This window comes from Bacillus sp. V3-13 (genome assembly GCF_002860165.1).
GTDB lineage: Bacteria > Bacillota > Bacilli > Bacillales > Cytobacillaceae > Bacillus_BJ.
Genome location: NZ_PGUZ01000014.1, coordinates 27,669 through 51,662, shown reverse-complemented (window position 1 = coordinate 51,662; position 23,994 = coordinate 27,669). Strand labels below are relative to the sequence as shown.

Sequence of the window (23,994 nt, the reverse complement as noted above, 5' to 3'; positions counted from 1 at the left end):
CCCACTATTTTAGTTTGTATTCATATTGATCCAATATCCACTGTGGCAGTTCCATTCGAGCCGTCATTAAAGGGTCGACAACCTGGCAAATGCGTAGATCACCAACCAATGATAACAGCATTCCAGCTTCATCAATTTCAAGGCCAAGCTGCTTGACTAAAAACTGATGCATGTTGACGGTTGCTAATTTTGCTGCGTCATCCAATGTTTGCGCAGAGGCAATTGTTATTACTCTGTCTTCACTAACCAGCATTGGCAACGGAAGGGATTCCCCTTTTATAACATCCATTTTGACTGTTACTTCCCCTGGAACTTCCAGGCCGCATATCACAATCTCACCATCAGCCATAACCGCATGTAAATCACCCATGGATAGCAGCGCGCCAGACACGTTGACTGGTAAATACAATGTTGAGCCTTTAATAATTTTCTTGCAATCCATGTTCCCGCCGTGAGCACCCGGGGTTCCAGTAGGAATTTCTTCGTCTCCAGGTGCAGTGCCGATGACTCCGATCATCGGTTTAATGGGAATATGAATCTTCTCATTGAAAATGGCTTTCCCATCATATATCGGAATGATTTTTGTCGTTTCGCCCGTTACGATATCCCCTAGAACGCCAAGCTTAGGGGCAGTCGTCATGACTCCTTTACTATCAATCTTGATATCGATAATTGTTACTTTTAAAATATCCTCAGGCTCCGCCCCCTCGACAAATAATGGGCCTGTCGCGGGGTTAATTTTATCCCATCCGACTGAGCTAAAAGGCTGGTCTTCCTGCTGAATTTGATTACTGAAGCAGTCATAAGTTTCAAAAATGACCGTAGTCCCTGCTTCCACCTTTTTTACAGGTGCATTTTTTGGCGACATCTTAAGGATAGCTTGCTCTTTAGCAATAATCTCCATGATTGATGCTCCTTACTTTGTTTTTAGATAGCTTTATAGACGAAACTATTACTTAGAAAAGCCTTCCACCTCATCTATCACGACATGAATATAGTAAACACTCAGCTTCATTATCCAGCCGTTAGAGTATAAGCCACTTTTCTATCTGCACCAACATCTATCAACGCTCCTCTAAGCAGGCCTTGGTCATAGTCAGTCCCGGCATTTATACAAACGGTTCTTCCTATCGTGGTGACCCCGCGGCTTTCATGAACATGGCCATGTAAGGCAAGCATTGGTTGATACATTTCAATTGCTTCGCGAACGGCTTTGCTGCCTGCTGGTGCAGTTGCCAGCGCATCTCCATCAAGCACCGGCTTTAACTCGGCATCATATAAGGTCCCTTGATCCAAATCTGTGTCGTAAGGCGGTATATGAATATTAAAAATACATTTACCCATATCTTTCACTTGAGAAGCTAATTCATTGATTTTTTCAGCCAGTTCCTCCTCACTGAACTCGCGGGGATACTTAAATACACTTGATTTACCGCCACCAATAGAAAGTATTTCAAATCCATTCACCTCGATGATTTTGCCGTCTCCATTTTGCAGATAACTTCCAGAGTTGAGAAATTCATCGAGATAAAAATCATCTACGCTTCCCGGAATGATGATACACGGAATCGCTGCGGCCTCGTATCGTTCATCAGCCAATTTAATCCACTCTCTCAGTACTTCGATTTGCTTTTCTTTAATAATCCGTTCCGCATCGTTCTCGTTTAATTTATTTAACGATGCTTCTGAAATGACCAAAGGATAAAATCCTGCATTCCGTAAATTCCTTTCCAAATCCGGGAGTTCACCGGCCTTTTTCACTTTCACTGTTGAACCATAATACGTACAAGTGTATACCCCGGACTTTTCAACAACCGGGACAACCATTTTTCCTGTAAAGTCCCCGCCATAAATGACTAAATCCGCTTTATAAAACTTGCCGGCATTGGTGAATTTCCGAAATGCGGTTTCAGCACCATGCAGATCCCCTGCATAAAATATCTTCAAATTCCCTCACCCCATATCGCTCTTTTTATTTTTAATAGACGTATCAGTCAGAAGGTATCTCCTGGAATTGGATATCGATATCGATGCCTTTTTTAGCATGCGAACGTTTCATAACGAAATAGATAAAAATCGGGATAAACATTAACAAGAGGGATACAACAATCATCGTAAATGGTAAATCGCCTCTAAAGAATGGGATCAGGAGATAGTAACAGATAGACACGCTGATCGCCAATGTCAGCCAGCCTAAAATGGTCACCAAATGCATACCCAAAAATTTAGTCTTAACGATCGGCGGCGAGGAATTAAACAATACTTTCTTTCGGGTTGAAAAAACAATCCCGGCAATCCCCAAGAAAATCCACGCCAAAAACCATGTGAAAATCGTGTACGCAATATTTGCAGTCCACGAAGGAACGAAGATATCAAGCATGAGAAAAACCCAGGCACCAACGATCACGGTTTTTAATGCGTAAGTGGGTGAATTTGTCTTTGGGTTGAGTTCCATAAATTTTTTAGGGATTAACCGGTCGAAAGACCAGGCAACGAAGTTACGGGACGGGCCGAAGCCTAATCCTGCAGCTGAACCGAATGTGGCAATCGCGAAGCTTATCGCAATTAAAAATACAAAAATAGGACTCTTTGTCATAATACCGATCATGATCGTGATAAAAGGATCGTACCCTTCAAATGGATAAGCCTCATGCCCGGCATTGTAGAGATAATACAAGCTGTTTGACCATATGTCACCAAAGTTAATATAAGTCATGCCATAGAAAACAGCCCATATCACCATTAATATCGCCAGTGAACCAAACAATGCAAGCAACTGAGACTTTTGAACATTGCGGACTTCTCCGGCCAGATTTGCTCCAAACGTTGAACCTAATGTATTTAGAATGATATAGGTTGATCCAGCCATAAAGGTGGCGCCAAAAAGAAATTCCGCAGTAAAACCATCTTGTTTAGCAATCGTAATGACATCATCATAGTTTAACCCGGTTAGTTGAGTAAAATTTGCGGCAAAAGTGCCTTGCCCGGTTACGAGGTTTGCGATAATAAATACTACAGCTCCCAAAAGTGTGGCACCTAACGTGATATAAGCCAATCGCACCATCCACTTTGTTCCTTTGTAATAAATATAGTAGATAAACAACAACATAGCTGTTCCGATGAGCGCATGCATGTAATTACTGTTAAAAAACTCAGCATAGCCAAGCCATGTCGCATCATTTCCATTAATCAGGGCAATCGAATAGAAGAATTCTACAATTGACCATTTTATAATCCAATTCAACAGAATTCCTGTCCACGAGATTGAAGTGAAGGTAATCATAAAACTCGCCATTAAGCCCAGTGAGGGATGCAGGATACGGCTAATGTAGATATATTCACCGCCTGACCTGGGCATGGATACGGAAAATAACCAATACAGCCCTGCAATTATAAACATTTGTGAGACAGCTAAAATAGCCCAAACCATATGTGCCCCCGGATACAAAAATGGAGCCCACATGATATATACGAGTGCAAACATTAACCCCGGGTTTGCAGCTGAGTAGATCATCGTATCGATTGGACTGATTTGCCGTGCGATTCCACCGGTTGATTTCTGTTCAAACAATGCGAGACCAAAATTAGACATGTTTTCCCCCTTCTCTCCATACGGTTTTCTAATACTTTTCAGGCACCAACAGAGACTGTATGCGACACATCCATCACGACTTGTTGACCAACGGGGTTCCAAAAGTTGCAACTCTCCAGTGTTGTTTCGGACGATCACCTCCTTGGCAAAACAAAGATTTTTGAATATTACAAAAATTATTCCCAAAAAAATATTGTTCTTTACCTAAGCAGGTTCAAAACGTTTTTCACGGATTGGGCTGAATCGTCAAAGGCTTCTTTTTCTTCAGCTGTTAGCGGCAATTCAATAATACTTTCTATTCCATTGCCGCCAAGAATCGCAGGAACTCCAAGATATATATCTTTGTAACCGTATTCTCCCTCCAAATACGCAACGGAAGGAAGAATTCGCTTTTTGTCTTTCACGATAGCCTCTGCCATTTCGACAATTGAAGCGGCAGGGGCATAATACGCACTTCCCTGGCCAAGCAATTTAACAATTTCTTCTCCGCCTTTACGGGTGCGTTCAACAATGGCAGCAATTTTTTCTTCTGGCAGGATTCTTTCTAAAGGGATTCCTCCTGCATACGAATAACGAATTAAAGGAACCATTGTATCTCCATGGCCTCCTAAAACAAAACCCGAAACATCTTCAACCGAAATATTTAACTCTGCGGCGACGAATGCATTAAACCTTGCTGTATCCAGCACCCCGGATTGCCCGATCACCCGGTTTTTCGGAAAGCCGGTCGACTTAAAGCAAATATATGTCATTGCATCTACCGGGTTGCTCAGTACTAAAACATAGCTTTCAGGAGCATAGTAAGCTATCTGTTCTGACACTTCAGCGATTATTTTTGCATTTGTTGCAGCGAGATCGTCCCTGGTCATACCCGGTTTTCTTGCAATCCCGGCTGTGATAATAACCAGATCGGCATTTCTAATATCCTCATAATTGCAGGTTCCTATAATAACAGAATCAAATTTTTGTATCGGACCTGTTTCCAGCAGGTCCAGCGCTTTTCCTTTTGTAGGGTTGTGCAAAGAGGGGATATCAACAAGCACAATATCCCCAAGTTCTTTTTGCGCAATCATTAAGGCGATCGTGGTTCCTGTATATCCCGATCCAATGACTGCAAACTTTTTCCGTTTAAATGACACGATTGATCCCCCCTTTCCCCAAAATTGTTCAACCATATTGAAATAGCTGGTTCCCTTTACGATATTGATTCTTTCTATATTCTAAGCGTTTTCCGTATCAGCTGATTGTTTCTCAGTCTGGTCCCCTTCGTTTTTTAACTGTTTAACTTCATTTTTCTCTTCTATTAATTGATCCGTATCGGTATCGGGATGAGGAATGACATTAAAGGCGATCAGTGCTCCCGTTCTTTCCGCCACTTTTCTGCCCGATTCAACAGCAGACTGCACCGCACTTACATCACCTTCTACCAATATCGTTACAAGTGCCGCGTCTACCATTGACTGTTTGACAAGGCTGACATTTGCATTCTTTAACATCGCATCCGCTACTTCGATTGAAGCTGCCAGGCCCCTAGTTTCCACCATTCCCAACGCTTTAGTCACCGTCCTCACCCTTTCCTGTATCAATTGCATCGATAATTCCGATCACTAATGCATCTATGGGTAACCGATTATCTTCTGAATAAGAAGCAGAGGAACCTTTCGTAACCATTACTTTATCCCCTAACCCGGCTCCGATCCGGTCTACTGCGATCAATGCCGGCTCTCTTGGATTATCCCTGTCTAATAAATCAGGCTGGACGACCAGGAACTTTAATCCTGTTAGTCCTTCCTCTTTCCGGGTTGCCCAAATGTTGCCGACCACTGTACCTATGATCATGAGTCACTCCCCCTTTTACCCTCTGCCATCGATAATTTTTATGTCCTTCTCTTTTGCTGTATCTCTTGCCAAAGGAGTGATAATCGTATCATGATGAACATGTATACAGTTCTCTTTCCACCTATCAATAGTCTCTTTCGTCAGTAATTTGTCATGAAAGTTGATGGATTGTTTTCCGGCGGAAGAACGGGACAACCCCTCTTTTTCCTCCGGGATAATTGATTTCAAAGGATAAAAGTGAACCCCGAAATCTTCTAATCTTTTTTGGTAATGCATCAACTGCATCATATATTTCTTGTTCACCTTTTGATTCCCACCGGGATTTAAGATCCAGGATAAAGAGCTGTCCGGAACAAAATCAACACGGAATCCTTGAAAAATCAAATTGGAAAATAATAAGCTCTCAGGTGTATCAATAATACCTAATGCTCCCTTTACAAGTAAGTCCTGATTCACGTCCAAAAAGACTGCGTGACTAGTCGAACAGGGAATATCACTGCTATCAGGCTGCCTCTCGATGACATCCCAATGCCATTTGAGCTCCTCTATCTGCTCCTTGTGTTGCTGCAGGTCCTTAGCAATGACAAGAAGCTGCTGCTTTTTCTGCTTAGCCGATTCCATTCTCCGGAGGACTGCGATGACAATTTCTTCGACATCATGTTGATTGGTCATATGCCATCACCCTTTTTAACTAATCTCCCATTCTGGCCGGTTTTTATCGAAGCAGCGTTTGCTTCATCCGTATCAATATGCATTTCTAATATGAATTTAGCCGACACACGGATCCGCACCCTTTCGAACCGGATCGGACGCTCCCCGTTAGTGATTTCCACCTTTACATAATCGCCGTCATGCAAATTAAGGTGAAGGGCATCATCTGGCGGTATATGAATATGGGCTTGGGCGATGATCAATCCTTCTTCCAGAAAAATACTTCCTTTAGGTCCTACGATTGTTACCGGAGAGGAGCCCTGGATGTTTCCTGATTCACGTATCGGTGGATTCACCCCGAGCCGGATCGAATCTGTTTTGCTTATTTCAACTTGTGTCGCCCTTCTTAAAGGACCGAGGACCCGCACCCTCTCAATGCTCCCCCGCGGTCCTGCGATGGTTACTGTTTCATTTGCAGCAAACTGGCCTGGCTGTGATAAATCCGACTTCTTTGTTAACTGATACCCTTTACCAAAGAGTTTCTCTAAAGCCATTTCATTTAGATGACAGTGACGTGCTGAAACGCCAATCGGAATACCTATTGTTTTATGCCTTGTCTCCTCCAGCTTTCTCAATACTTCTTCTACAATTTGTTCTGAGTCAATTTTAATCATCTCATGAACCCCGCTCTTTTATTGCTTAGCTGGTTTTTTAAGACTCTATTTTTGGCAGAATGATTTGCAGCTCATTATGAGGCCGTGGAATGACATGAACGGAAATAAGTTCCCCAACACGTTGTGCAGCTGCACTGCCTGCATCAGTTGCCGCTTTAACCGCCCCAACATCACCCGTTACAAGCACAGTAACAATCCCTCCGCCTACATGAACCTTCCCTACCAGGTTCACATTCGCAGCCTTCACCATCGCATCCGCGGCTTCCAATGAAGCAACTAATCCTCTCGTTTCGATCATTCCAAGTGCACCGTTAATATCTTTAGCCATGCTTGACTCCTCCTAATTATTGATTTTGATACTTCTCGATAACGTTCTTTACCAATTGCGAAACTAAGTTGGGATCAACCGGCATTGATTTCATATCCACTTCCCTGATCACTTGTTTCACAATTTGATCAACACTATCGTTGGTTAAATTTTCTTGCAAGCCTTCTTTCCTGTATTTCGCTGGTTTTGGTATAGAGATATCTTTGATGCCATAGGCGATCCGTTTTATATTGATCAAATGATGAGCTGTGATATTGTCGGAGGTAATATTCCCGCCGTATGACCCGCAACCCAATGTCATTGAGGCGGTTAATCCTGTCGTTGCTCCTGCTGCACCGATGGAAGCAAGCGTATTGACCAGGATACGTGAAACAGGCATGTCAATGCCAAACGTATTGACTACTGTTTCATCATTTGTGTGAAGTGACAAGCTGTGCCCCCTGCCTCCCAGATTCAATAATGCCAAACAAATTTTCTTCGCCTCTTCTATTTCATTTGCTGTATACAAAGCAAAAATTGGCGACAGTTTTTCAATCGAAAAAGGGATGTCTTTCCCAATCCGGGTTTCTTCAGAAATTAATAATCGTGTCCCGGTCGGAACATCAATTCCGGCCATTTCTGCAATCGTCTCAGCTGAACGTCCCACAATAGCCGGGTTTAGCTTACTTTTTATCGGGGAAATAATATTTTCCACCTTTGCTTTCTCAGCTTCATTAAGAAAGTATCCGCCGTTATGTTTTAACTCTCTGATGGTTATTTCTTTGATATTTTTGTGAACGACAATTGATTGTTCTGTCGCACAAATGGTACCATTATCAAACGTTTTGCTATCTACAATCATGTTTACTGCCTTATTTACATTCGCCGTTTTATCGATATATACCGGTACATTCCCCGGTCCCACCCCGTAGGCAGGTTTTCCGGAACTATATGCAGCCCGGACTAATCCACTTCCTCCTGTTGCCAGGATCAAATTGATATCGTTGTGTTTCATTAGTTGGGTGGTCGCTCCCATTGTTGGCCTTGTGATCCAGCCGATTAATCCTTCTGGAGCACCTGCTTCTACTGCTGCTTCGTTACAAATTTTCAATGCTTCCACTGTGCAATTTACTGCGGATGGATGCGGGCTTACGACAATCCCATTTTGCGCTTTCAGTGAAATCAGGGTTTTGAAAATGGCTGTAGAGGTAGGGTTGGTAGTCGGAATAATACCTGCAATCACACCGAAAGGATAAGCAACTTCGGTAATCTTTTTTTTGGGATCCGTTCGAATCACTCCAACAGTTTTCTCATCCTTAATCGCTTCATGGACACCGATAGAACTTAATTCATTTTTGATCTTTTTATGTTCGACAACACCCATTCCCGTTTCTTCTACTGCTAACCGGGCTAAAGCTTCGGATGCTCGATATGCAGCTTCTGCGATATTTTTAACGATACGATCGACTTGTTCCTGTGAAAAGTGTTGAAACTTGGATATTGCCTCTTTCGCGCGGCGAACCGCTTCCCGCATCTCCTGGATCGATTTCAAGTCATAGTCCAGTTCAATAATAGGGAACACTCCTTTCACAATCTCTATGTTTAATGATGGCGAAAGAATTTCACCTTGGCATTTCCCGGATCTTTGTCAGCATCAGTGTACATTTCGGCTTTCGTTTCCTTTTTAGGGGACCCATTTTTCGACTCCTTGTTCATAAAAGGAGGATATTCCTGTTCAGAACGTTTTTCATTTTTTCCAGTTCCCAAGGAAGAAGAAAGAGCCTCCCAAATTTTCACCTCTTCCTCTGTAAGAGGAGCCAGTGTAGTGTTTTCTTTAATAGAACGACTCGTCGTTATCCTAATAGAGGAAGAAATGGCATTCCATTTCTCCAACTCCTCCTTAGTAAGCGGAGGATATTCAGGCAGTACATCCATGGAAACAGATTTATCTTTCCATCTATTGAACTCTTTCACAGAGGAATCAGAGTTCTCCTGCAGCTCTAAAAGTACTAATCTAGTAATCTTTTCCACTAAGGCCGCATTCATTTTTCCGCCTCCAATGCGATTAGCGATTCTTCCATTTCGAAAGGGCATATAGCATAAATTATATGGTGGAGTATTGTAAATATTTTTCCGCCAAAGGGTCAGTGTCAACTGTAAAACCACTTCCCAGTTCCCTGGTCGTTTCATTATCCCGACTGCCGATCCAGGCAATGAGCTGTAATCTGCGCATCATAATAAAAGTCGGGATTTCAAGCTCCTCCTCTTGAGTGAGAGAGCGAATTTTTCGATAACCCTTTAACCATGCCTCAATCAGAGCATGAACATATGGTTTATGTTCAATAAAACTTAATGAGGTGGCCAAATCATAAAGATACCAGCCAAATCCACAATCATCAAAATCAATCACTTTTATTTGATCGCGTTCAACAATCAGATTGGCAAGCCGTAAATCTGAATGAATTAATCCATATCGGTGAGGCTCTTTGCCGAAGCGGTCAAGTCTTTCTTTAATTTTTTCTGATACTTTCTCAAACAGTTCCGCCCTTTCAGGTGTAATCGCGAGACCATCCTGCCATCTTCCCCACTTCGGGTTTTGCCCAAGAATTGTTTCATAGTCCCAAGTAAGCAGGCTAAGATGTTTTAGGTTTTGACTGTTATTGAAGCTATGTTCGTGTAATTGAGCTGTAATTTCGCCAAGTAACTCAAATTGTTTGATTAGTTCATTTTCATTATCTTCATCCGGGGCACTGCCTTCCAAGAAAGTGAATAAAGTACAGTAATATTGGGTTTTTTCATGGTCGACAACTTGAACATCATCACCGTTACTTCCGGAAATAGGTAGTGAAACCTTGATAGAAGAGTGTTCATCTATTGATCTCAACCATATCAGTTCACTTTCAACTTCAGATTTTGTATGGTATCCAGGACGCCCCACCCGCAATACATATTTTTCACCTGTTATCGAATTGTCCACTAGATAGGTAGCATTTTCCGAGTAATTGAGAAGTTGAATCGCAGATTGGGACAAAAAGGGGTAAAAATGGATAGCGTTATTTGCAATTTGAGTAAATTTTTCTAACGAAGCTTTCAAAGGGTCGACGGATAGATCGCTCATTTTATTTCTCCCTTCTATGCGTTAGTTATAACTATAAGCCATTTGTGCTGCTTGTTTAATACTGAGTTCACAACGCGAAAGTAATTCATCACAATAATCTTTATCGCAAAGCAATCCAGGCTTAAATTGGAGAACCTTATTGTCAAGCATCGAATAAATCGCCCACACGCCATTTTTATAAAGAGACTGCATGACATAAATTGCTCCTTTTGGATGGCTGAATTCCAGTCCCATCACAACGCCTAATTGGCGAATTCCCACCATAAAATCAGAATATTGCTCTTTGATTGTTTCAAGTCCTGTTCGTAAATAGCGCGCGACAAAGTCAACGTTTTGTTTCACTTCCTTGCGTTGTGATATCTCTAAAACCTTCAAGGCGACAATGCAACCTAACTCCGAACCTCCGAATGTAGAGATATGGGCAAAGCCATCTTCATTCATCCAGTTTCCCGCTTTTTTGTTGACTACGGTGGCTGCAATCGGATATATACCGCCACTGAGTCCCTTCGAAGTAACTAAAATATCGGGCTCAACCCTATAGTGCTCAATCCCCCATAGTTTTCCAGTACGCATTAAGCCAGTTTGCACTTCATCAGCGATATATAAAGAGCCAAATTTTTCACACATTCTTTTAACGGAAGCAAGGTACCTGTTTTCCGGAAGAGGAAAACCATATGTAGCTGGAATTGTTTCGATCACCACACAGGCAACATCTTCATGACGAAGCGCTCTCTCCATTGTCTCCAAATCATTAAAAGGCACATGAATAAATTCCTCCGGATCCCCTTCACTTAAAAATGGGCGGGAATAGCGTTCATTCCCCAACGATACTGCTAATCCCGTATGTCCATGGTAGCCATATAGAATGGAAACGATTTTTTTTCGTTTTGTCGCATAACGGGCACATTTTACGGCAACATCTATCGCTTCACTTCCACCACTTGAGAAAATCGAATATTGTAAACCATTCGGTGTGCATTTTGAAAGTTCTTCTGAAAGCTGGGCACGAGTTATCGCCGGGAAATGATGGTTTCCAATATCGAATTCATTTAAGGCTTCTTTTAAAGTGGCGATAATTTCCGGATTACGATGACCCAGGTTATATGTCCCGCCGTTTAAATGGACATCCATTAACTTTTTCCCATCCATATCGTAGAAATAATATCCCTCACGCTTTCCCATTACTAAATCGATACCATCGTTCTGCCATTGCCTCGTTTTCCCAGGATTCCACCAATTAATAGATTGTTCAAGAACAGAATCCTTATTTCTATGTTTAAGCATTGTCTTCTCCCCACTTCTTTAAAAACCAGTTTTGTGTGTGGTTACAGCAAATTGTATGACTACATTTCATCTGCGATCAAAAGTTCAATTTCTTTTTCAGCTAAAATCTTTTTCCATTCCTCAGGGCAACTCTTATCGGTAATGATCATGGACGCATCTGTTAAGGAACACATATAGGCGAATGTCGTTTTTCCGAACTTGGAATGATCGGCCAATATAAAGACATCTTCAGCACGTTCAATCATTTTACGAGAGATGCTCGATCCGCTGATATCATAGTCTGTAATTCCGTTGACCGTTGAGATTCCTCCTGCAGATATGAACGCTTTATTTGCCTTCAGCATCTCAAGCATTCTTTCAGATAGGGGGCCGCTCGTATATTTTTGATTTCTTTCAAATTCGCCGCCGGTAAAAATCATTCGACCCTTAAACACTTCCATCGCAAGGAACATAACAGGAATCGAATGGGTAATCAGTGTAATATCATTTTTGTCCGCTAAATAATGCACCATTTCTAATGGTGTGGTCCCATTACCTATCATGATAATGTCACCATCTTCAACTAATTGTGCCGCCGTCCTGCAAATGGCTTGTTTTTCTCTTATATTAATAGTTGTTTTTTGGTCAAAAGGCAGTTCCCAACTATTGATCTTCGTTTTTACAGCTCCTCCATAAACTTTTTTCAGTATTCCTTCTTTTTCAAGCCGGTCTAAATCACGCCGGATCGTTTCATCGGAAACTTGAAGTTTATGGGCCAGCTCACGTACCTGCACCTTTTCTTCTCTTGCTAAAGATTCCAATATGGTTATTTTGCGTTCCTTAAAGGATAATGACATTTTTAGTACCACCTATTATGTAATGAATGAGAGCCCTGAATATTTCAACAGCTATTAAAATATCACTATATTTTATTTTTAATTTTCCGGTAAAATTTGACCGCCATCGACAATGATCGTTTGCCCGGTGATAAAGCCCGCTTCCTTTGATGCTAAAAATAGCGCAGCATAACCAATGTCTTCGACACTCCCTAACTTTTTCATTGGAATGGCAGCTGCCATCTCTTGTAAATAATCATCCCCTAAACCTTCTAATCCTTCTGTCAGTACATTTCCTGGCAGCACCGCGTTTACCGTGATATTATCACCAGCTAACTCCAATGCCGCTGTTCTCATAAAACCCAACTGTGCCGCCTTGCTCGCTGCATAGTGCGACCAGCCCGCGTAACCGGTAACAGGGCCGGTAATCGAAGAGGTAATCACGATACGTCCATATTCCTTCTTTTTTAGGTATGGTATACACGCTTGTACAGCGTGAAAAGTTCCCTTCGCATTTGTATTCATGACAGTGTCCCAGTCTTCCGTTGTCATTTGCTCAATGGTGACTGAAGGAAAGATTCCGGCATTTGCGCATAACACATCGATGCTGCCAAATCTCTCATTGACCTCTTTTGCCACTGCTTCCATGGATCCACGGTCTGTCACATCCCCAGAAAATGCATAAACTTTGCCATTCCCCTGATGAATGTCAACTGCACATGCTTCTGCAGCAGCAAGATTTCTTGCAACAATCGCTACATTCGCTCCATGATTCGCGAAAGTCCGTGCAATTCCTTTTCCTATCCCTTTACTGCCGCCAGTGACGATAACAGTCTTTCCTTGTACAGAATGAAACATATAATCAGCTCCTTTTTAGATTTATGTTGGAATTATTTAAAAAACCACATTACACTATGGGAATTTAGAAAATTTTGTTGGATGTTTTGTGTATTGTTGTTGATTTCAATTGATAGTAATGTGTATGACTGTTGATTACTTAATATTCCGACAACTTTAACTAAGCTGTTGTTAATCGTAGTTTCTAGGATTCGTGGAGTATCACATAGAGGGTAAGATTTTCTGAACTTTAAAATTCATCAACAATCGCGAAAGCTAATTCTTATTTATAGATACTAAAGGCATCAATTTAGGAAAAAATGTGATTAACTAAATGGAATCTCGAAAGAATTTTTTTTGATGACAAAGCAGTTCAATAAAAAAAGTCGCAACCCCTTGCTGGTTACACAAAGGATTGCGGCTTATACTATTTTATGTTCCGGCCTGAGATCGAAACCAGCAATCTTACCCTGATAAGGTAGAGAGCACTCTTTGTTTCTTGTCCGGCACTATCATCCATTGCCAGCAGCATAGTTCTCTTGGAACTTCACTTCCACCGACAATTTCTCCACTCGGCAACCTGTGGTCAATCCCCAGCTAGCTTGGATGAAGGACTTTTCTCGGGCTTACTTACGTAAATTTGTCCTTCATCGCCTGGATGAAGGACTTTTCCCTTGCTCACTTACTTATTTTTGTCCTTCATTTACCTGGATGGAGGACTTTTTATTCACCGTTTCCACGAATAGCGCAAATCGGACGGCTTGTCAGCTTTTCATGTAGTTATATTTCGAGTGTCGTTCCGAAACGATCGAAAAAAGGACAAAAGAAGGTTTTTGCTAAACCTACTTCTGTCCTTTAACTACTTTTATACAACCGTTTCTTTTCGTTCTGTCCCGGTTATAAAACTACCAAATTCCCGGTGAAAATATAGGAGCGGCTGCTTAAATTCACCTAAATTCACATGCTCGACAAGCCCAATAAAAATGGTATGATCTCCGGCAACAACGGTTCTATCCACTTTACAATGAACATGTGCCAATGCGTTTTTTACAATATATGTCTTTCCTGCAGAATCACGCTCTACAAAGTCTTCAAAAAATTTGGGTGCTCCCGGTTTTGCTCCTGCTTTGGCTATGCCCGTTTGCTCATCGCTTAAAATACTAACCCCGAACTGCTGTTGTTCTTTAATTGCCTCGGTACTCGCGTTTTTGGTAAATAGACTGACCATCAGCAACGGAGGGTCCATGGATATGGAACAGCAAGCACTTACTGTCGTTCCCCAGGGGCGCCCATCAACCTCTGTCGTTACAACCGTTACGCCCGCTGCCAAACGGCCCATTGATTCCTTGAATTTTTCCGCAACTTCTTGCATACTAGGTTCCTCCTTATTTCACTGGACATCCGGTTCCATTCAATAATTGAAACGCATCATATCATATTTAATGCCGGTTTTTTTAAAAAAATTCCACGATGCATCATTTTCAGAGAAGTGACTCTTCAGAATTGGGTTGAACTGTACCGACTTCCAATCCTTGCGGCAATGAATTTTTCTTCATCATATAATAGATGACAGCTCCCACAATTGCAGAGGAAACGAAGCTGACATCCACCCCGCCCAACATATTGACAAAAGGTCCAACGAACACGGTGGTGTTTGTAAATAATAAACCGATTACAACAGCTATGACCCATGCAGTCATGGCCGGGATATTAAAGCCATTTGAATACCAGTATAATCCTCCCCGGGTTTCGTGTAATTGTTGTGCTGAGTACTGTCCTTTAAATAAATAATATCCAACCAGATTGATGGTTAGCCATGGAGATATGGCTACAATAATCAGAGTGACAAACGCGTTAATGATGTCGGTAATTTCATAAACAAACACAATCAGGAGAACAAGTAGAAGGCCGACAATACTTACCATCACGGTAGTAATGATCCGGTTCAGCCCCCAACCCATCGTCTCCAGCCCAAGCCCCGCCCCATAAAGGGCAAAGCATCCCTGGGTTAAGCTGCCAATCAATCCTACCAATAACAGAGGAAAGACGAACCATATCGGGGAAAGTTCAATAATCCCTTGCACCAATGGCGTTTCCAGATTGGCAAACATAGTCGTTAAATAAGCTGCTGTATTCATACCGAGCCAACACCCGAAAAACATGCCGCCGCCGGCTCCAAGCATAAGAGATCGGGCTTTTGTTGCGCTTGGTATATAGCGAGTATAATCATTGATTAAAGTGGCACAGGAGACCGGGATTGATAACGCCACACTTGCTGACAAAAGCCAAGTGGACCAAAATCCGCCCAATAAATAGTCCCCTCCCCGATAAGATGGATTAAAGTCAGGGAGAAATACAAGGATCGCCAGGACAAGAATGGCTGCACAAATCCAAGCCCCAATTTTTTCAATCATAACAACCAGCGAATGGCCATATATTGCGACAATGCTTGTTATAATGCTGAGAATTAAGGAACAAGCGACTAGAACGGTATCTCCTTCGGGCCAACCAAACAGTTTATGTCCGCTGTAGACCAGCGATTGGGCACCGGTCCACACGGTTAACCCGTAGAAGCCAAGCGCAACGAAAATGGTTAGGGAAGCTCCTATTAATCTTCCTTTTGTGCCGAAGTGCGCCCCGCTGCTGACAGGTCCATTTGTTCCAGTTTTTTGTCCCAGTAAAGCCAAAGGCGCTATCAATAAGGAGCCAATGAAAAGCCCGATGGTATTGGCAAAAAATGCGTCCCACCATCCAAGTCCAAATACAATTGGCAGAGCACCGATAATCATAACCGAAAAACATAATTGGGCTCCGCCAAGCACAAAAAATACATTCAAAGGATTGGAGTTTCGATCGCTTTCGGCTATATAATCAATTCCCCGGTTTTCCAGTGTAGTTTCATGCATCATTTTTTCATTCGATTCCAAATTCCTGCACCGCCTTTAACAATGTTTAATTTACATTCACACCAAAAGCGTCGGGCCTGATTTTCAGAGTTAGTTTAAACTGGAGTAGTTATACTCTAATGAACTACATAGTTCTAATATTTATTTTTTTCACATTTCTTTTCCTAATTGTGATGTCAAAATCCAGGGAGGGGGATAACAGACGATTTAAGCTTCAGTTTCCGGCTATTGTTAACAGTTCTGGTATGGATTAGACTGTGCATAATAGTAGCGCCAACATCTATGAAGATCTTTTTTGACAATAGAAGAGTAATTGTTTGCCAGGGAAGAATCCTGGTGTTAGTTGTGAGGCTTAACTCGTAATTACTGGCGGTACAGTTGGTTTGCTGGCGCTAAAGCTATGCATGGCAATATTAAAAATTCTAGTATATCGGAGATGCGTTTATTTTAAATCGTGGGCGTACAGCCGCTTAATCTTCCGGCGTGAATCAGGGAGGTTCAGATATTGACGGATATAGTCTACCGCTTCCGAGCGGTTATACGATCTGTAAAGTTCTGACTGGACAACAGGGGCATTTGTAGAATTGGTATTTTCAAATAACGCGACCCTTGCTGCATGACTGCCGCATGAAAGGTCCCACAGGAAATTAAAGAATTTGTTTTTCTCCCGTGCCGATACACCGGCTCCAGGTAAGTAATCTTCGAGAATCGGGCCAATTTCGGGATGGTCCCAGACTTTGCTTGTGAAACGGCTAATTAATCCCTGTCCGCTTAAATCGCGGAGAATGTGCATGACACGCGGATAGAGGATAATGGATTGCAAACGTCCGGCAGTAATGAATTCGGTCGAAGGCACCAGTACCCCGTTCCACAATTTAGCTTCTTCCTCCGCAGCCAGGATATGTGCCTTTAACGAGGCGGAGTAGGAGATCACTTCCGACACTGAATCTCTCACTCCCTGGAATGAATCCGTTCCAAGGATATCAACGATCGTTTGCGCAGCACCAACAAAAATTTCCGAACGATACATAAGACGGGCCAGTATATGCCAGTGACACAGCGCACAGGATTCTCTGTATAATCCCAATAATTTAGTGTTTCTGAGGCTGAAGATGTATTCGCGCGGAATGAACACATGATCAAAAATCATCATATTATCCAACTCTTCGCCAGACGAATCGATTGGATGATCCTCAAAGTTTGAATCCGGTGAAGTCGTTGGCTCCCTTAGTACCAACGTCAGGCCTGGTGAGTTGATAGGAACAGCGCACCAAAGAGCTGCATCCGGGTCCAGGTTTGGGGATGTGACACTGTTGCAAAGTGTCCCTGGACTCCTACCGAGCCACAAGGTTTTGCCCCGCATAAAATGACACCGTCAGGGAGTTCCTCGACAACTCTTAATGTTCCCTTTTTTTCGCTGGGCGGAAGATTTTTATCGGTTTGCACGTCCGGAATCAAATCCGCGCTGATGACATTATGTTTCTGGCTAAACTCTACAAACTTTCGCACATTTTCGGCGTACTCCGGGTTTTCTTTTTCAATTTTATCAATGATGGATAGAAAGCCCATCGCCATCATGGAACCATAATCATTCGGACGTCCAAAAACACCAAAGGTATGGTACGTACTTAAACGAAGCATTTCACGCCGGTGTTTGAGGTCTTCTTTTGTCTTCGGCACCAGCCAGCCAGTGCTGTACCTTTTGCCATCCTCGGGGTTAATAAAAGTTGTTATATCCCTGGTTTCAGGGTCGAATTGTGAATCATACACCTTCGCCAGGTTGTCAATTCCGCGTTTCAGAGCAGGGTGGGTGGTTACATCAGGTATTAAATTCCCCTGAGCATCAATTACTCTTCTTCCATCCCTCAGGCTTTCTTTATACTGTTCACCTGTCATCAAATGTGGTTCCTGTCCCTTGCTCAAGACTTCTCTTAATTTATTCGTTGTCGCAATAACGGCCATTCCTTTAAACCCCTTTCATTGAATCTAATTTTAACTCCGGAATCTGCCCTTCATAATACGGAAGCTGATCGACTCGTGGTATGTAGCTTCCATTTTCCACACATTTTTTTACATGGAGTGCAATTTCCTCCAACGTCGCAAACCAAACATCGCCTTTCTGCTGCATATATTGAATCATTTTATCGACGGCGACACATCTTGCGAGTCTTCCTGATACAAATGGATGCCATACAGATATCCACATTCCGCCATGCTCCCAGGCAGCATCAAACTCGGATAAAAATACCTCCATGGCCCGCTGTGGAGAGTTTATCGGCATGACATAACCCAATTCCGAATTATGTGTGTATTGGGGCCAATCATCCATTGCCCAGTGGGTCGGCAATTCAACGATTTCACCTGATTTCCCTTTTAAAATATAGGGAACATCGTCACCCATTAAGGAAGAATCATATAAAAAACCCTCTTTCGCCAAAAACTCCAGTGAATGTTTGGAGAAATTATACATTGGGGCTCTCCATCCCCGTGGCCGTTTCCCTGTAAACTTTTCGATCACATCTATCCCGCGATGAAGCCAATATAATTCATCTTCAGCCGACAATTCATTTGGATGTTCATGCAAGTAGCCGTGATGAGCAATTTCATGTCCATCATTCAGGATTAATTCTGCCGTTTTCGGATACCTTTCAATGACCCAGGCCGGGATAAAAAATGTCTGTTTAAGGTTATATTTTTTATACATCCCAAGAATGCGGGGAATCGCAATTTCATCATACTTTAGCCATGACATGGTTGAGATTCTGGTATCTGCTGTGTCCGGGTGGGCCAGATGAAGGATACTGTCTGTATCCATATCGAAGGTAATGGCAACGGCACATTTTGCTCCATTTGGCCATGGAACAGGATTTTTAATCATCTAATTTCCTCCTTATTCTCCATCGGGTACTACTGCAATTGCTTCCACTTCTATCAACAGATCCTCAAAGGCAAATCCGGAAATCCGGATAGCAGTTCCTGCGGGACCAGGATCAGCAAGGTACTCCATCCGTACTCTCGTCATCTTTTCCCAGAATTCAGTTGCTTCGTTTTCATCTCCATCAAATACATAGTAGGTGTTTAATTTGACAATATCTTTCATATCAGCCCCTGCCTCGTTGAGCACCTTTCGAATATTCTCGAAAACGTTTCGTGTCTGGACTTCAATATCACCGACGCCTATCGTCTTGCCATTCTCATCCGCCGAGATTTGACCTCCTACAAAGATCAAGTTCCCGACTTTCCAGCCTTGCGAGAAGGGTACAGGCATGCTCCAATCCCAGTGATTTTTAGGCATGATTCTTGTCTTTTCCATCATTTCACCTCGTTATTTTTGAATACGTTTTGGCTTAAGGAAACGTCTTTTATTGGCCACTTAGGATTTCTATAATGGATCACCCCCTTAAATAAACTGAGATACCGTCCGCCCGATTTCGAAAATAAAGAAGCCATAACTATCCAAGCTTAATTATTTTCACTGTCCTCACTCTGGCTTTTTAAATGAAATTCAACGATTACTATTTTCTGTACCGTCTGGACGGTTTGTTTTTAACTTTTGGACTAATTATACCGTCCAGACGGTATAAACGTCAACGATATAATTTAAATATTTCGAATTTTTAGTAAGAAAAAAATTTAACCTTTTGGTTGGCTTTATTTGTTTGTTTTAGATGTTACTCATTAAGATTAAAAGTTTATTATTCCTGTTGTTTCATTGCATCCTTTGAACATTTATTTTCAGGAAACCAAAAAAAACAGTCCATCTTCCAATGGACTGCGTGTTCTATATATTAAGAACTGTTCTGCTTAAAAAAAAATTTGATAACTTTACATCTGCCTGTCTGGCTCTTCTCCCAGGCCTTCCATTTTAGTAAGTTTAATTAAAGTTTCCAGTATTTTTTGTCGAAGTTCTCCCTGTGGAGGATTGAGCCCAAGCAAATCTGCATACCATAAGCCGTCTACCGCCAAAAATACGATATAGCCGAGAATCAAGTCATTATGATCATTTTCTATTTTTTGATGCCACTCCACATAACGTTCGCGCCAGGATTCAACCCATTCTGAATTAGATAACATGGTAGCAAGTAAACCGGAGCTCATCAGAAAGCGCAGGCCTCCCTGTTCAAAGGACGAGTTAGCAAAGCCGCGAAGCCATTTACCTGGCTCATTTTCTTCAAGTGCAGCGTGCTCCTCAATATGATTATTCGATAATTCCATCACATAGTTAATCATTTCCTTAATTAAGGTATCTTTAGTAGGAAAATGGTATAGTAATCCTCCTTTACTCATTCCCGCTTCTTTTGCAACGCCTTCAAGGGTTAAATGTGAAACCCCCTCTCTTCCCACCAGTTTGCATGCTTCTATCAATATCGTTTCACGTGTAGTAATAGACTTGTTTGTACTCACAATTAGCCTCCAATTAAATAATTTACGTATCATTAAATTCTTTGTAAAAACCCACATAATGGGAAGTCCTATATTAATGATATCGTAAATTAATCAATAATCAACTAATTAGAAAACGGTTTCTCGAATCATTGTTCCTTTAGCTTTGTCCCTACATCGTCACCCCATTTCTCTCTTTGCCAGCCGTTTCAAGCACATTGCAGCCGGTTAATACGACCAGCATTATTCCTACCACCATAGTTAAAAACGCTTTCATTTTAATACAATAAACCCCCTTGTTTGAACTAAGCTTAGAAAAGGGACAAAGAGATGTCCCATCCTATTTAAAGTGTAGACCGTGCTTCTTTTACTGCATCCACAAACTGGCGCGCTTTGATTTCAAGATTCATAAGGAAATCCTCGTTTACTTGCAGTTTCATGTTGACGAGGGAACTTCCAATCCCTGCAGCCACAGCACCATTTTTAATATAAGCGCCTACATTATCTACATTGAGACCGCCTGTCGGCATAAGTGGAATGTGTGGCATCGGGCCATGGATATCCTTAATGTAACTTGGGCCAAAAACGTTAGCCGGAAAGACTTTAATAAGATCAGCACCATTTTCATATGCTGTCAGAATTTCAGTTGGTGTTAACGCACTTGGGATGCTTACGACTCCATATCTTTTCGCAACTTTAATCGTTTCCTTATTGACGGTAGGAGAAAAGATGAATCTGGCACCGGCCATGATCGCCGCTCTGGCAGTTTCCGGATCCAGTACCGTTCCCGCTCCTACAATCACGTCATCCCCCAGCTCTTCTGAAACTTGTTCGATCAGGGAAAGAACCTTTGGGGTCTCCACCGTAATCTCAAGTGTTTTTACTCCGCCTTTATGCAAGGACTTTGCGATTGAAACGATATTGTCGGGAGAAGTTCCCCTAATCACTGCAACAATACCATTCTCTTGAATTTGATCTATCAATTTCATTTGTCTCCCCATCCTTCTTAACGATTTACATCTTCACCTGACTGATTTGACAAACGCTCAATCTCTTCTCTTTCAGGAAGACCCTCGACATCACCATTGACCATAGTGACAAATGCACCTGTGATATTTCCTCGTTCCACTGCTTTAACCGGTTCGAGACCATCGAGCAGGCCCGAGATAAAACCTGCGGCAAACCCGTCTCCCGCTCCAACCGGATCGATTACCCGTTCTACAGTAATTCCAGGAACCGTTACTTGTTCGTTCTTTGTCATATACATGGCGCCTTGTGCACCCAGCTTTAGTGCAACAGTTGAGGGGCCTTGGTTAAGAAACAATTCACCCAGTTTAACAGGATCGCTTTCCCCAAATAAGAATTGCCCCTCTGAAACCCCCGGCAGCACGATATCTGCTTTTGAGATCAGTTTTAATAATGTGGCTCTTGCCTTTTCTTCACTCCATAGTTTCCTTCTAAGATTGGGATCAAAGACAATCTTGACCCGGTGTCTTTTGGCGATTTCAACGGCTTCAAAAATTGCCTGTTCACAGCTTTCACTTAATGCAGGAGTGATTCCCGTTATATGCAGATATTTTGCTTTTGCGATATATTCCTCATGAATATCTTGTTTCGATAGAGTACTGGCTGCAGACCCCTTTCGGTAATAGTAGACACGAACGTCATTTTCCCTGCGCGGTTCTTTAAAATAGATTCCCGTTGGTGCGGATCCGTCAGTTTTGACCTGACTGACATCAACCTTTTCACCGCTGATAAAGGACAGCATGGCCCGGCCAAACTCATCATCCCCTACCTTGCTGATCCAGCCGACTTTATGTCCGAGTCTGGAAAGTCCGATTGCTACATTGGACTCTGCACCGCCAAACTTCATCGAAAATTGCTTGGCATATCTCATCAATCCTGTTGTATCAGGTGTAAACAAAACCATTGTTTCACCAATTGTGACAACATCCATTACCTTCACTTCTTTCCCTACTCTTGAGTTAAATAGTTATAAACCTTTTCCGTCACCGGAATACCGTCACGAAGTCTGCCATTGATAAACACCCCATTAAGTTAATTTTCAACTATTCAAGATTTGCATGCCGCTTACGCATGGCATCATTTACTTCTTTGTTCACCTGCAGGCTATGGATGATGACCCCATCCAGGAGCAGGTGAACACTCTGGTCGAATTGGTTCCCTAAAGGCTGTATGGTTGTTGGCTCTTCAGGCCTGCGGTACTTAGTTGCCGCAGGAATTACCAGAACCGCGTCACTGACTTTTGCAATCTTGGAATCCCTGTTTGTCGTAACCAAAAAAACGGTTGCCCCTAATTTTCGGGCCTTTAAGCAAAATTCATGGATCATTCCTATTGATCCCGAACCCGATATGGCAACAAGCAGGTCTCCTTCCTCGATGCTTGGAGTGATCGTTTCGCCAACCACAAAGACAGAATAGCCGCCATGCATGAGCCGCATCGCAAACGCTTTCCCCATTAACCCGGAACGGCCCTCCCCATATACAAAAATCCGTTTTGCTTCCTTTATTTTTCGGGAAAGAGTTAAAGCTTCTTCTTCCTTTACTAATGAGAGAACACTGATAATTTCTTTTCCTATTGTGTCAATGATGGTTTTCAACTACCATCCCCCCTGACTATCTCTCGATAAATTCTTTTTGCCCTAATTGGACCAGCACATCCTCCAGATAGGGAAGACCTTCATTATCTCCGGATACGCTTACAACCATGGAGCCAATTGTATTGGCAAAAGTTAATATTTTCTTAAGCTCCCAGTTGTTCATGACACCATATATGAAGCCTGCATCAAAGCCATCTCCGGCACCAACCGTATCAACAACTTTTCTTGGTTTTACTGGAGCAGCTTCTATTTGCTGCCCGTTATGGTACCCAATTGAACCTAGTGCTCCCTTTTTGATCGCTATATAGGATATCTTGCGGTTCAAGCGCTTTCAAAATTTTCGTTGTACCTTGTACTCCGAGCAAGAGCTCCGCTTCATCTTCACCAGTCAATAAAATATCTGCATATGGGAGCAACTGTGAAAGCTTCTCCTTTGCTTCCTCTTTACTCCAAAGCTTCAGACGGATATTAGGGTCAAAGGAAATAAGCAAACCATACTTCTTTGCCAATTCAACCGCTTTTTTTATGATGTCAAAATTTTTCCCTCCAATTGCAGGGAAGACACCAGTAATATGAAGAAGTTTAGCTCCTTGAAAATAGGAATCTGCCAAGCTATCAGGAGTCATAGTTGAAGTTGGAGATTGATGACGATAATAGAAAGTCCGTCCATTCCCATCTTCCATAATCTCTTTAAAATTCAAGGACGTCGGGTATCCATCAATGAGGTTCACCTGACTCGTATCAATGCCCTCACCCCGGACAAAGTGCCGGATATAACGTCCAAACTCATCATTCCCCAAGCAGCCGATCCAGCCTGTATCCAATCCAAGCCTGGCGCAGCCTATAGCAAAATTAAGCTCAGCCCCGCCCACCTTTCTTTCAAACGTATTCACAAATCGCATGGGGCCCTTGGACGCTGGATTAAATGTAATCATTGCGTCGCCAATTGTGATGATATCCGCCATGG

At 42.4% G+C, this 23,994-nt stretch carries 27 protein-coding genes; all 27 read right to left on the bottom strand.

Going from position 1 to position 23,994, the window contains the following annotated elements:
- Positions 1–4: 4 nt before the first annotated feature.
- A complete protein-coding gene (locus CU633_RS06025; RefSeq protein WP_101658826.1) occupies positions 5–904 on the bottom strand; it encodes an acetamidase/formamidase family protein in 900 nt (299 codons plus the stop codon).
- A 110-nt stretch (positions 905–1,014) separates the two neighbouring features.
- Positions 1,015–1,947, bottom strand: coding sequence for a metallophosphoesterase family protein (locus CU633_RS06020; RefSeq protein WP_101658825.1), 933 nt, complete (start codon positions 1,945–1,947; stop codon positions 1,015–1,017).
- A 43-nt stretch (positions 1,948–1,990) separates the two neighbouring features.
- Entirely contained in the window at positions 1,991–3,592 is a 1,602-nt protein-coding gene (locus CU633_RS06015; RefSeq protein ID WP_101658824.1) for an APC family permease, read from the bottom strand.
- Between the two features lie 200 nt (positions 3,593–3,792).
- Positions 3,793–4,731 carry a malate dehydrogenase gene (gene mdh / locus CU633_RS06010; RefSeq protein WP_101658823.1) on the bottom strand — a complete coding sequence of 313 codons (939 nt, stop codon included), beginning with the start codon at positions 4,729–4,731 and terminating at the stop codon, positions 3,793–3,795.
- A gap of 81 nt (positions 4,732–4,812) precedes the next feature.
- Positions 4,813–5,154, bottom strand: coding sequence for a BMC domain-containing protein (locus CU633_RS06005; RefSeq protein WP_257958539.1), 342 nt, complete (start codon positions 5,152–5,154; stop codon positions 4,813–4,815).
- On the bottom strand, positions 5,147–5,431 hold the full coding sequence (locus tag CU633_RS06000; RefSeq protein WP_101658821.1) for a EutN/CcmL family microcompartment protein: 285 nt from the start codon (positions 5,429–5,431) through the stop codon (positions 5,147–5,149). Before CU633_RS06000 ends, CU633_RS06005 begins: the two co-directional genes overlap by 8 nt.
- A gap of 15 nt (positions 5,432–5,446) precedes the next feature.
- Positions 5,447–6,103: a hypothetical protein gene (locus CU633_RS05995; RefSeq protein WP_101658820.1), complete on the bottom strand. Its 657-nt coding sequence runs from the start codon at positions 6,101–6,103 to the stop codon at positions 5,447–5,449.
- Positions 6,100–6,756: a phosphate propanoyltransferase gene (gene pduL, locus CU633_RS05990; protein ID WP_101658819.1), complete on the bottom strand. Its 657-nt coding sequence runs from the start codon at positions 6,754–6,756 to the stop codon at positions 6,100–6,102. The genes CU633_RS05995 and pduL overlap by 4 nt, the downstream gene beginning before the upstream one ends.
- 37 nt (positions 6,757–6,793) lie before the next feature.
- Complete coding sequence (locus CU633_RS05985) at positions 6,794–7,084, bottom strand: BMC domain-containing protein (RefSeq protein ID WP_101658818.1); 291 nt, start codon at positions 7,082–7,084, stop codon at positions 6,794–6,796.
- Between the two features lie 16 nt (positions 7,085–7,100).
- Positions 7,101–8,597: an aldehyde dehydrogenase family protein gene (locus CU633_RS05980; protein ID WP_101658835.1), complete on the bottom strand. Its 1,497-nt coding sequence runs from the start codon at positions 8,595–8,597 to the stop codon at positions 7,101–7,103.
- Positions 8,598–8,665: 68 nt separating this feature from the next.
- Positions 8,666–9,109 carry a hypothetical protein gene (locus CU633_RS05975; protein ID WP_101658817.1) on the bottom strand — a complete coding sequence of 148 codons (444 nt, stop codon included), beginning with the start codon at positions 9,107–9,109 and terminating at the stop codon, positions 8,666–8,668.
- A 58-nt stretch (positions 9,110–9,167) separates the two neighbouring features.
- Positions 9,168–10,181 carry a phosphotransferase enzyme family protein gene (locus CU633_RS05970; RefSeq protein WP_101658816.1) on the bottom strand — a complete coding sequence of 338 codons (1,014 nt, stop codon included), beginning with the start codon at positions 10,179–10,181 and terminating at the stop codon, positions 9,168–9,170.
- Between the two features lie 21 nt (positions 10,182–10,202).
- A complete protein-coding gene (locus CU633_RS05965) occupies positions 10,203–11,465 on the bottom strand; it encodes a class-III pyridoxal-phosphate-dependent aminotransferase (protein WP_101658815.1) in 1,263 nt (420 codons plus the stop codon).
- A 59-nt stretch (positions 11,466–11,524) separates the two neighbouring features.
- Positions 11,525–12,301 carry a DeoR/GlpR family DNA-binding transcription regulator gene (locus tag CU633_RS05960; RefSeq protein ID WP_101658814.1) on the bottom strand — a complete coding sequence of 259 codons (777 nt, stop codon included), beginning with the start codon at positions 12,299–12,301 and terminating at the stop codon, positions 11,525–11,527.
- Positions 12,302–12,379: 78 nt separating this feature from the next.
- Positions 12,380–13,138: a 3-oxoacyl-ACP reductase FabG gene (gene fabG / locus CU633_RS05955; RefSeq protein ID WP_101658813.1), complete on the bottom strand. Its 759-nt coding sequence runs from the start codon at positions 13,136–13,138 to the stop codon at positions 12,380–12,382.
- An 844-nt stretch (positions 13,139–13,982) separates the two neighbouring features.
- Positions 13,983–14,489 (bottom strand): flavin reductase family protein, encoded by a 507-nt coding sequence (locus CU633_RS05950; RefSeq protein WP_101658812.1) that lies wholly within the window; start codon positions 14,487–14,489, stop codon positions 13,983–13,985.
- Positions 14,490–14,598: 109 nt separating this feature from the next.
- Positions 14,599–16,044 (bottom strand): purine-cytosine permease family protein, encoded by a 1,446-nt coding sequence (locus CU633_RS05945; RefSeq protein ID WP_101658811.1) that lies wholly within the window; start codon positions 16,042–16,044, stop codon positions 14,599–14,601.
- Between the two features lie 421 nt (positions 16,045–16,465).
- Positions 16,466–17,260, bottom strand: coding sequence for a 4-hydroxyphenylacetate 3-hydroxylase family protein (locus tag CU633_RS05940; RefSeq protein WP_257958536.1), 795 nt, complete (start codon positions 17,258–17,260; stop codon positions 16,466–16,468).
- A gap of 2 nt (positions 17,261–17,262) precedes the next feature.
- Positions 17,263–17,985: a 4-hydroxyphenylacetate 3-hydroxylase N-terminal domain-containing protein gene (locus tag CU633_RS05935; RefSeq protein ID WP_101658809.1), complete on the bottom strand. Its 723-nt coding sequence runs from the start codon at positions 17,983–17,985 to the stop codon at positions 17,263–17,265.
- A gap of 4 nt (positions 17,986–17,989) precedes the next feature.
- Positions 17,990–18,901, bottom strand: a complete 912-nt coding sequence (locus CU633_RS05930) for a polysaccharide deacetylase family protein (RefSeq protein ID WP_101658808.1) — start codon at positions 18,899–18,901, stop codon at positions 17,990–17,992.
- 12 nt (positions 18,902–18,913) lie between these two features.
- On the bottom strand, positions 18,914–19,336 hold the full coding sequence (locus CU633_RS05925; RefSeq protein ID WP_180954889.1) for a RidA family protein: 423 nt from the start codon (positions 19,334–19,336) through the stop codon (positions 18,914–18,916).
- Between the two features lie 512 nt (positions 19,337–19,848).
- Positions 19,849–20,427: a TetR/AcrR family transcriptional regulator gene (locus tag CU633_RS05920; RefSeq protein WP_180954888.1), complete on the bottom strand. Its 579-nt coding sequence runs from the start codon at positions 20,425–20,427 to the stop codon at positions 19,849–19,851.
- A 323-nt stretch (positions 20,428–20,750) separates the two neighbouring features.
- The gene (locus CU633_RS05915; RefSeq protein ID WP_101658805.1) at positions 20,751–21,395 is read right to left on the bottom strand and encodes a bifunctional 4-hydroxy-2-oxoglutarate aldolase/2-dehydro-3-deoxy-phosphogluconate aldolase; all 645 of its coding nucleotides are present in this window, start codon (positions 21,393–21,395) and stop codon (positions 20,751–20,753) included.
- A 17-nt stretch (positions 21,396–21,412) separates the two neighbouring features.
- Positions 21,413–22,363 (bottom strand): sugar kinase, encoded by a 951-nt coding sequence (locus CU633_RS05910; protein ID WP_101658804.1) that lies wholly within the window; start codon positions 22,361–22,363, stop codon positions 21,413–21,415.
- A 112-nt stretch (positions 22,364–22,475) separates the two neighbouring features.
- Entirely contained in the window at positions 22,476–23,027 is a 552-nt protein-coding gene (gene hxlB / locus CU633_RS05905) for a 6-phospho-3-hexuloisomerase (protein WP_101658803.1), read from the bottom strand.
- A 16-nt stretch (positions 23,028–23,043) separates the two neighbouring features.
- Positions 23,044–23,352: a carbohydrate kinase family protein gene (locus CU633_RS23535; protein ID WP_308314712.1), complete on the bottom strand. Its 309-nt coding sequence runs from the start codon at positions 23,350–23,352 to the stop codon at positions 23,044–23,046.
- On the bottom strand, positions 23,288–23,992 hold the full coding sequence (locus CU633_RS05900) for a sugar kinase (protein ID WP_308314711.1): 705 nt from the start codon (positions 23,990–23,992) through the stop codon (positions 23,288–23,290). The genes CU633_RS23535 and CU633_RS05900 overlap by 65 nt, the downstream gene beginning before the upstream one ends.
- Positions 23,993–23,994 lie beyond the last annotated feature (2 nt).